The sequence below is a fragment of the Aromatoleum sp. genome (genome assembly GCF_032027225.1).
In the GTDB taxonomy this organism is placed as follows: domain Bacteria; phylum Pseudomonadota; class Gammaproteobacteria; order Burkholderiales; family Rhodocyclaceae; genus Aromatoleum.
The window spans coordinates 84,141-93,052 of the sequence record NZ_JAVSMM010000022.1 but is presented as its reverse complement, the minus strand read 5'-3'; the positions used below and the strand labels follow the sequence as shown (position 1 = coordinate 93,052).

The window sequence follows — 8,912 nt, the reverse complement described above, 5'->3', positions numbered from 1 at the left end:
GCGCCAGAACGCGAGCGGGGACTGGATCGACCAGTCGTGCAGCGCCGCGTAATCGGCGAGCGGCAACCCCGTGGCGGCGCGCGCGTGCGCGGTGAAGGTGGTGATGCCGGCCGATGCGATCTGTTGGTCGCTCGGGCTCCACAACGGAGCGTTCTCGAATTCGGTCGTCGTCATGACTGTTCTGTCTCCTCGTGACCGCCGCGCCGCTGGGGCCGCTGCGGCCGATCGTGTCCTGCTTTGTCTTTTTAGAACGGTCCGGTCGCGTGGGCGACCGAATCGAGTGACACGCCCTGCTCCGCTGCCGCGCGCTGTTGCGCTGCAAGCGCCCGACGAAATCCGTCACGCTGTTGCAGACGCTGCCAGTACGCGAGCGTGGCCGGCTTGAAGCGCTCCCTGAGCCCGATGTCGTCGGCGAGCAGCAACGCATAGCCGACCGACACGTCGGCCGCGGTAAAGCGGCCGGCGCACAGGTACTCGCGGGATTCGAGCAGCGGCTCGAGCGTGCGGAGCCGCGACAGGAACCACCGCGTGTAGTCTTCGGCAGCCTGCGGCAGCCGACGTTCCGGCGGCTCGAAACGGCTGTAGCGCAGGATCAGCGTCTGCGGGAAGGTCAGCGTCGCTTCGCCGAAATGCAGGAAATTCAGATAAGCGCCGAAATCCGGCTCGTCGCTCTCGACGTTCAGTTGCCTTGCGGAGTGCCGCGCGGCGAGGTACTGGCAGATCGCGGCCGACTCGGTCATTCGCGTCGTGCCGTCAAAGAACGCCGGAATCGTGCCGAGCGGATTGACCTCCAGATAGGTCTCCGCGTCGTGCCGCGGCGGGAACGGCAGCACCTTCAGTTCGTACGGCAGCCCAAGCTCTTCGAGCATCCACAGCGGGCGGAAAGAGCGGGCGCTCACGCAGTGGTACAGCGTCATCGTCATCGGGTGCGGCTCCTGAAGGCGTGATTGGGGCGACACGATGCGTGCCGCCGGCGTGCGGCGATATTAAGCCGGTATCAGATACAGCCGTTCGCCCGGAGCCTGTCGAAGGGCGGCGGCAGGGCTTCGACAAGCCCGAACGGTATTCCAATGCCACGTCACTGACGCGAAGCGCGGCCCGCAAGCAATGCCCGTGAAACGCGCGAGGCGGGCTCGCGCCCGAGTATTCCGCTGATCCACGCACCCGTTTCGACGAGCCGGTCGAGATCGACGCCGGTGCCGATCCCGAGCCCGTTCATCAGCCAGACGACGTCCTCGGTCGCGACGTTCCCCGACGCGCCTTTCGCATACGGGCAACCGCCGAGGCCGGCGACGGACGCGTCGAACACCGACACACCGAGCTCGAGCGACGCGTAGATGTTCGCGATCGCCATGCCGTAAGTGTCGTGGTAGTGCCCGGCGAGCCGCGCGACCGGCACGCGGCGCAGCACGACTTCGAGCATCCGCTGCGCCTTGCCCGGCGTGCCGGTGCCGATGGTGTCGCCGAGGCTGATCTCGTAACAGCCCATCTCGAACAGCGTGCCTGCGACCAGCGCGACCGACTCGGGCCGGATCTCGCCTTCGTACGGGCAGCCGAGCACGCACGACACGTAGCCGCGCACCTTCACGCCGGCCGCCTTCGCCGCGTCCATCACCGGCTCGAAGCGCTCCAGCGACTCCGCGATCGAGCAATTGATGTTCTTCTGGCTGAACGACTCGGACGCCGCGCCGAACACCGCGACCTCGTCGGCTCCGGCAGCGAGCGCCGCTTCGAAGCCTTTCAGGTTCGGCGTCAGTACCGGATAGCTCAGGCCCGGGCGGCGCGTGATCCGCGCCAGGACCTCCGCGTTGTCGCCCATCTGCGGCACCCATTTCGGCGACACGAAGGACGCCGCCTCGATCGCCTTCAGGCCCGCATCCGCGAGCCGCGCGATCAACTCGACCTTCGTGTCGGTCGGGACGACCTGCTTCTCGTTCTGCAGTCCGTCGCGGGGACCGACTTCGACGATTCTTGCCGTCTCGGGGAGTTGCATTTCGCTTGCTCCAATTCGCTGTGGATGACGCGTGCGAGGCGCATCAAGCTGACCTTCGTTCCTGTTTCGGCGTAGGGTGGTTGAGCCAAAGGCGTGATCCGCCGCATGAGCTGAAATTGCCACATGCGGTGTAAGGCGCTTCGCTTTTGGCTACGCCGAAACTTCGTTTTCCGCCCTACGCCTCGTCCCCGCTCACGCCGTCTGTGCTTCGTCCAAACCCAGTTCCCGCTTCATCTGCTCGCGGATCTGGAATTTCTGGATCTTGCCGGTCACGGTCATCGGGAAGCTATCCACGAACTTGATGTAGCGCGGCACCTTGTGGTGCGCGATCTGGCCGTTGCAGAACGTCCGGACCTCGTCGGCGGTGAGTTCCTCGCCTTCGCGCACGATGATCCACGCACACAGCTCCTCACCGTACTTCTGGTCGGGCACGCCGACGACCTGCACGTCGAGGATCTTCGGATGGCGGTAGAGGAACTCCTCGATCTCGCGCGGATACAGGTTCTCGCCGCCGCGGATCACCATGTCCTTGATGCGGCCGACGATATTGCAGTAGCCCTCGTCGTCGATCGTCGCCAGGTCGCCGGTGTGCATCCAGCCGGCGGCGTCGACGGCATCCTTCGTCTTGTCCGCGTCGTCCCAGTAACCGAGCATCACCGAGTAGCCACGCGTGCAGAGTTCCCCCGCGACGCCGCGCGGCACGACGCGGCCTTCGTTGTCGACGATCTTCACTTCGAGGTGCGGCTGCACGCGGCCAACCGTCGACACGCGTCGCTCGATCGGGTCGTCGGTGCCGCTCTGGAAGCTCACGGGCGACGTCTCGGTCATGCCGTACGCGATCGTCACTTCGCGCATGTTCATCTTGTCGATGACGCGCTTCATGACTTCGGTCGGGCACGGGCTGCCGGCCATGATGCCGGTCCTGAGGCGCGACAGGTCGAAGTCGCCGAAGCGCGGGTGGTCGAGCATCGCGATGAACATCGTCGGCACGCCGTAGGCGGCGGTGCAGCGCTCCTCGGCGAGGGTTTCGAGCACCGCGACCGGGTCGAAGGCTTCGGCGGGATAGACCATCGTCGCGCCATGCGTGACGCAGCCGAGGTTGCCCATCACCATGCCGAAGCAGTGATACAGCGGCACCGGGATGCACAGCCGATCCCCTTCGACGAGCCGGATCGCTTCGCCGACGAAGTAGCCGTTGTTCAGGATGTTGTGATGCGACAGCGTCGCGCCCTTCGGCTGGCCCGTCGTGCCGGACGTGAATTGGATGTTGATCGGATCGTCGAACTGCAGCTTCTCGCCGCGCACCGCGAGCTCGACGAGCTCGTCGCGCGCCGGCGGCGCGAGCAGATCATCGAAGCTCAGCATGCCCGGGCTCTTCTCCGCGCCCATGCGGATCACGAAATTCAGCGACGGCAGCTTCGCGGCTTCGAGCGCGCCCGGCTCGCAGTCCGCAAGCTCCGGCGCGAGGTCGGCGAGCATCGCGAGGTAGTCGCTCGACTTGAACGACGGCGACAGGACCAGCGCGCGGCAGCCGACCTTGTTGAGCGCATATTCGAGCTCGCTGCGGCGGTAGGCCGGGTTGATGTTGACGAGCACGAGGCCGGCTTTCGCGGTCGCGAACTGCGTCAGCGTCCATTCGAGATTGTTCTGCGACCAGATGCCGACGCGGTCGCCCGGCGCGAGCCCGAGGCGCATCAGCGCGCACGCGAGCGCATCCACCTTGAGCTTCAGCTCCGCGTAGGTCAGCCGCACGTTCTGGTGGCGCACGACGAGCGCCTCGCGCTGCGCGTGCCGCGCGCAGGCCTCGTCGAAAAAGCGCCCGATCGTCCGGCCGATCAAAGGCTTGTCGGACGCACCGTGGACATAGCTCAACTGGTTCATCGTGTCTCTCTCCAGGTTTCCCAAGAAATGTTCTTATTCGTCTGCGTCACTCGCAGGGCGGATGAGCCGGAAGCGTTTTCCGCGGCATGGCCTCCCGTGCAGCGGACGGAGTTCGGCATTCGGCGGAAGGCGCTTCGCTTTTCCGCCCTACAAACTCACTTCACTCACCCCTTCTCCGGCTCGAACTCCAGGAGCTCTGCGCCGTCACCGACCTGATCGCCAACGACATAACGGAACGCCTTCACCGTGCCCGCGACGGGCGCGTTGATCGTGTGTTCCATCTTCATCGCTTCGAGAATCAGCAGCGGCGCACCTTTCGCGACCTTCGCGCCCGTCTCGGCGAGCAGCGCGATGACCTTGCCGGGCATCGGCGCGAGCAGCCCGCCTTCGGCGCCGCCGCCTTCGCCGGCGAAATGCAGCGGGTCCACGTTCGCGAGCTGCCAGCTCCTGCCGTGCAGGAACACGTGGCGCATCCGGCCGGCGGAGATCACCGTCGCGTCCATCCGCGTGCCATCGAGATCGACGCGCATGCCGCCGTGCGCATTCACGCGTCCGCGCGCTTCGGCCGAGTGGCCGTCGGCGGTCAGCGTGTAGCGGTCGCCGCGGTAGGAGATCTGCACCGTCTTCTGCGCGTCGCCGAAACGGAAGATCAGCTCGCGGTTCGCGGTCGAGTTCAGGCGCCAGCCGTCGCGCGCGTGCCACGGCGACACCGGATCGCTGCCGCGGCGCGCTTCGACCTCAGCCCGCAGGTTCTCGCGCAGCAGCTCCGCGAGCGCGGCAACGAAATACGCCTCGACCGGCGGGGTCTCGCCTTCGGGGAAGAGGTAGGCCTTTTCGCGCTCGATCAGCCCGGTATCGAGGTCCGCACCGGCGAACGCCGGGCATGCGGTCAGGCGCGAGAGGAACTCGATGTTGTTCGCGACGCCGACGACGCGGTAATCCGCGAGCGCCTGCAGCATCCGCGCGAGCGCCTGCTCGCGGCTCTCGTCCCAGACGATCAGCTTCGCGATCATCGGGTCGTAGAACGGGCTGATCTCGTCGCCCTCCTCGACGCCGGTATCGACGCGCACATGCAGTCCTTCGGCCGGGGGCGCGAGGTGCAGCAATTTGCCGGTCGAGGGCAGGAAGCCTTTCGCCGGGTCTTCCGCGTAGATGCGCGCTTCGAGCGCGTGACCGCGGATCTGCAACTGCTCCTGCGCGAGCGGCAGCGGCTCGCCCGAGGCGACGCGCAGTTGCCATTCGACGAGGTCGAGCCCGGTGATCATCTCGGTGACCGGATGCTCGACCTGCAGCCGCGTGTTCATCTCCATGAAGTAGAACGAGCCGTCCTGGTTCGCGATGAACTCGACGGTGCCGGCACCGACGTAGCCGACCGCCTTCGCCGCCTCGACCGCAGCCTTGCCCATCGCCCCGCGCCGCTCCGGCGTCATTCCCGGCGCGGGAGCCTCTTCCAGCACCTTCTGGTGACGGCGCTGCACCGAGCAGTCGCGCTCGAAGAGGTACACGCAGTTGCCGTGCGTGTCGCCGAACACCTGAATCTCGATGTGGCGCGGGCGGGTGATGTACTTCTCGACCAGCACGTGCTCGTTGCCGAAGCTGGACGCCGCCTCGCGCTTGCACGACGCGAGCGCGGCGATGAAGTCTTCGGACTTCTCGACGAGCCGCATCCCCTTGCCGCCGCCGCCGGCCGCGGCCTTGATCAGCACCGGGTAATCGATCCTGTCGGCCTGCTCGTGAAGGAAGCCCGGTTCCTGGTTGTCGCCGTGGTAGCCCGGCGTCAGCGGCACGCGGGCTGCTTCCATCAGCTTCTTCGCCTCGGACTTCGAGCCCATCGCGCGAATCGCCGACACCGGCGGCCCGATGAAGACGATGCCTTCGCGCTCGCACGCGTCGCAGAACTCCTCGTTCTCGGACAGGAAGCCGTAGCCCGGATGGATCGCCTGTGCGCCAGTCTGCTTCGCGGCCGCGATGATGCGGTCGATGACGAGGTAGCTTTCCTTCGCGGCGGCCGGGCCGATCAGCACGGCCTCGTCGGCGAGGCGCACGTGACGGGCGTAGGCGTCGGCCTCCGAATAGACGGCCACCGTGCGGATGCCCATCCGGCGGGCGGTCTTGATCACACGGCAGGCGATTTCACCGCGGTTGGCGATCAGGATTTTTTCAAACATCGTTATCTCCCCCCTTACATCCGGAACAGGCCGAACTTCGTCTGCGGGATCGGCGCGTTCAGCGTCGCCGACAGCGACAGCCCGAGCACGCGGCGGCTTTGCGCCGGGTCGATGACGCCGTCGTCCCACAGGCGCGCGGTCGCGTAGTACGGGTGGCCCTGCACTTCGTACTGCTCGCGGATCGGTGCGCGGAAGGCTTCCTCGTCCTCCTTGCTCCAGGTGCCGCCTTTCGCCTCGATGCCGTCGCGGCGCACGGTCGCGAGCACGCTCGCCGCCTGCTCGCCGCCCATCACCGAGATACGCGAGTTCGGCCACATCCACAGGAAGCGGGGCGAATACGCGCGGCCGCACATGCCGTAGTTGCCGGCGCCGAAGGAGCCGCCGATGATCATCGTGAGCTTGGGCACCTGCGCGGTCGCGACCGCGGTCACCATCTTCGCGCCGTCCTTCGCGATGCCGCCGTTCTCGTACTTGCGGCCGACCATGAAGCCGGTGATGTTCTGCAGGAAGATCAGCGGGATGCCGCGCTGCGCGCACAGCTCGACGAAGTGCGCGCCCTTCTGCGCCGACTCGCCGAACAGGATGCCGTTGTTCGCGACGATGCCGACCGGGTAGCCGTAGAGCTGCGCGAAGCCGGTGACGAGCGTCGTGCCGTAGCGCGACTTGAATTCGTCGAAGCGCGAGCCGTCGACGACACGGGCGATGACTTCGCGCACGTCGTAGGGCTTGCGGGTGTCGCTCGGGATGATCCCGTAGATCTCCTCCGGGTCGTACAGCGGCTCCTCGCCGCCGCCGAGGTTCATCTCGACCAGCTTCGTGCGGTTCAGGTTCGCGACGATGCGCCGCGCGATGTACAGCGCGTGCGCGTCGTTCTCGGCGAGGTGGTCGGCGACGCCGGAGACCCGCGTATGCACGTCGCCGCCGCCGAGGTCCTCGGCGGTGACGACCTCGCCGGTCGCCGCCTTCACGAGCGGCGGGCCGCCGAGGAAGATCGTGCCCTGGTTCTTGACGATCACCGTCTCGTCGCTCATCGCCGGCACGTACGCGCCGCCGGCGGTGCACGAGCCCATGACGACCGCGATCTGCGGGATACGCAGCGCGGACATGTTCGCCTGGTTGAAGAAGATGCGGCCGAAATGCTCGCGGTCCGGGAACACTTCGTCCTGCGTCGGCAGGTTCGCACCGCCGGAATCGACGAGGTAGATGCACGGCAGGTTGTTCATCTGCGCGATCTCCTGCGCGCGCAGATGTTTCTTCACCGTCATCGGGAAGTAGCTGCCGCCTTTCACCGTCGCGTCGTTCGCGACGATCATGCATTCGAGCCCCTTGACGCGCCCGATGCCCGCGACGACGCCCGCGGACGCGGCCTCGTTGTCGTACATCCCGTACGCGGCGAGTTGACCGATCTCGAGGAAGGGCGTGCCGGGGTCGAGGAGATGATTGACGCGGTCGCGGGGCAGCAGCTTGCCGCGCGCGGTGTGCTTGTCGCGTGCCGCCGCACCGCCGCCGAGCGACACTTCCGCGGCCTTGTCGCGCAGGTCGGCGACGAGTCCCTTCAGCGCTTCGGCATTCGCCTGGAACTCCGGACTGCGCGTGTTGATGCTGGATTTGAGGACGGACATCACTCCGTCTCCGAGAACAGCTCGCGACCGATCAGCATCCGGCGGATCTCGCTCGTGCCGGCGCCGATCTCGTAGAGCTTCGCGTCGCGCCACAGCCGGCCGACCGGGTACTCGTTCGTGTAGCCGACGCCGCCGAGCGTCTGGATCGCCTCGCCGGCCATCCACGTCGCCTTCTCGGCCGAATACAGGATCGCGCCGGCGGCGTCCTTCCGGAGCGTTCGCGCGTGGTCGAGCCGGTCGCATGCCTGGCCGACCGCATAGACGTAGGCACGCGTCGCCATCCACGTCGAGTACATGTCGGCGAGCTTGCCCTGCATCAGCTGGAATTCGCCGATCGACTGGTTGAACTGCTTGCGCTCGTGGAGATACGGCACGACCGCGTCCATGCACGCGGCCATGATGCCCAGCGGCCCGCCGCACAGCACCGCGCGCTCGTAGTCGAGGCCGCTCATCAGGACCTTGACGCCATTGCCGACGCCGCCGAGCACGTTCTCCTCCGGCACTTCGACGTCGTCGAAGAACAGCGGGAAAGTGTTCGAGCCGCGCATGCCGAGCTTGTCGAGGTGCGTGCCGTGCGTGAAGCCCTTCATGCCCTTCTCGACGATGAAGGCGGTGATGCCGCGCGCGCCGGCTTCAATGTCGGTCTTCGCATAGACGACCAGCGTGTCGGCGTCGCCGCCGTTCGTGATCCACATCTTCGAGCCGTTCAGCACAAAGCGGTCGCCGCGCTTGTCGGCGCGCAGCTTCATCGAGACGACGTCGGAGCCGGCGTTCGGCTCGCTCATCGCGAGCGCGCCGACGTGCTCGCCGGAGACCAGCTTCGGCAGGTACTTGCGCTTTTGCTCGGCGTTGCCGTTGCGGCGAATCTGGTTCACGCACAGGTTCGAATGCGCGCCGTACGACAGGCCGACCGACGCCGACGCGCGCGAGACTTCCTCCAGCGCGACGATATGCGCGAGGTAACCCATGTTCGTGCCGCCGTATTCCTCCTCGACGGTCATCCCGTGCAGACCGAGCTCGCCGAGCTTCTTCCACAGGTCGGCGGGAAATTCGTTCGCGCGGTCGATCTCGGCCGCGCGCGGCGCGATCTGGTCGGCCGCGAAGGCCTGCACCGTGTCGCGCAACATCTCGATCGTTTCGCCGAGGTTGAAGTTCAGGCTCGGAATGTTCATCGGGGTCTCCTCGTTCCTTGTCGATGGCGTTGTTTCGGGACGTCGCTCGAATCAGTATGGACGGCTCGCGGCGAAT

At 66.7% G+C, this 8,912-nt stretch carries 6 protein-coding genes; all 6 read right to left on the bottom strand.

Annotation, left to right across the window (positions count from 1 at the left end; genetic code table 11):
• Positions 1-245: 245 nt before the first annotated feature.
• Positions 246-923, bottom strand: coding sequence for a glutathione S-transferase family protein (locus ROZ37_RS19500; protein ID WP_312662111.1), 678 nt, complete (start codon positions 921-923; stop codon positions 246-248).
• A gap of 155 nt (positions 924-1,078) precedes the next feature.
• Positions 1,079-1,993 (bottom strand): hydroxymethylglutaryl-CoA lyase, encoded by a 915-nt coding sequence (locus ROZ37_RS19495; protein WP_312662109.1) that lies wholly within the window; start codon positions 1,991-1,993, stop codon positions 1,079-1,081.
• Positions 1,994-2,185: 192 nt separating this feature from the next.
• The gene (locus ROZ37_RS19490; protein WP_312662107.1) at positions 2,186-3,874 is read right to left on the bottom strand and encodes an AMP-binding protein; all 1,689 of its coding nucleotides are present in this window, start codon (positions 3,872-3,874) and stop codon (positions 2,186-2,188) included.
• A 164-nt stretch (positions 3,875-4,038) separates the two neighbouring features.
• On the bottom strand, positions 4,039-6,042 hold the full coding sequence (locus ROZ37_RS19485; RefSeq protein ID WP_312662105.1) for an acetyl/propionyl/methylcrotonyl-CoA carboxylase subunit alpha: 2,004 nt from the start codon (positions 6,040-6,042) through the stop codon (positions 4,039-4,041).
• A 14-nt stretch (positions 6,043-6,056) separates the two neighbouring features.
• Positions 6,057-7,664 carry a carboxyl transferase domain-containing protein gene (locus ROZ37_RS19480; RefSeq protein ID WP_312662103.1) on the bottom strand — a complete coding sequence of 536 codons (1,608 nt, stop codon included), beginning with the start codon at positions 7,662-7,664 and terminating at the stop codon, positions 6,057-6,059.
• Positions 7,664-8,836 carry an isovaleryl-CoA dehydrogenase gene (locus ROZ37_RS19475; RefSeq protein WP_312662101.1) on the bottom strand — a complete coding sequence of 391 codons (1,173 nt, stop codon included), beginning with the start codon at positions 8,834-8,836 and terminating at the stop codon, positions 7,664-7,666. Before ROZ37_RS19475 ends, ROZ37_RS19480 begins: the two co-directional genes overlap by 1 nt.
• Positions 8,837-8,912 lie beyond the last annotated feature (76 nt).

Excerpts from the sequence above, each read along its gene's own strand:
- ROZ37_RS19485 (WP_312662105.1), bottom strand. The coding sequence starts at position 6,042 with ATGTTTGAAAAAATCCTGATCGCCAACCGCGGTGAAATCGCCTGCCGT.
- ROZ37_RS19490 (WP_312662107.1), bottom strand. The coding sequence starts at position 3,874 with ATGAACCAGTTGAGCTATGTCCACGGTGCGTCCGACAAGCCTTTGATC.
- ROZ37_RS19495 (WP_312662109.1), bottom strand. The coding sequence starts at position 1,993 with ATGCAACTCCCCGAGACGGCAAGAATCGTCGAAGTCGGTCCCCGCGAC.
- ROZ37_RS19475 (WP_312662101.1), bottom strand. The coding sequence starts at position 8,836 with ATGAACATTCCGAGCCTGAACTTCAACCTCGGCGAAACGATCGAGATG.
- ROZ37_RS19480 (WP_312662103.1), bottom strand. The coding sequence starts at position 7,664 with ATGTCCGTCCTCAAATCCAGCATCAACACGCGCAGTCCGGAGTTCCAG.
- ROZ37_RS19500 (WP_312662111.1), bottom strand. The coding sequence starts at position 923 with ATGACGATGACGCTGTACCACTGCGTGAGCGCCCGCTCTTTCCGCCCG.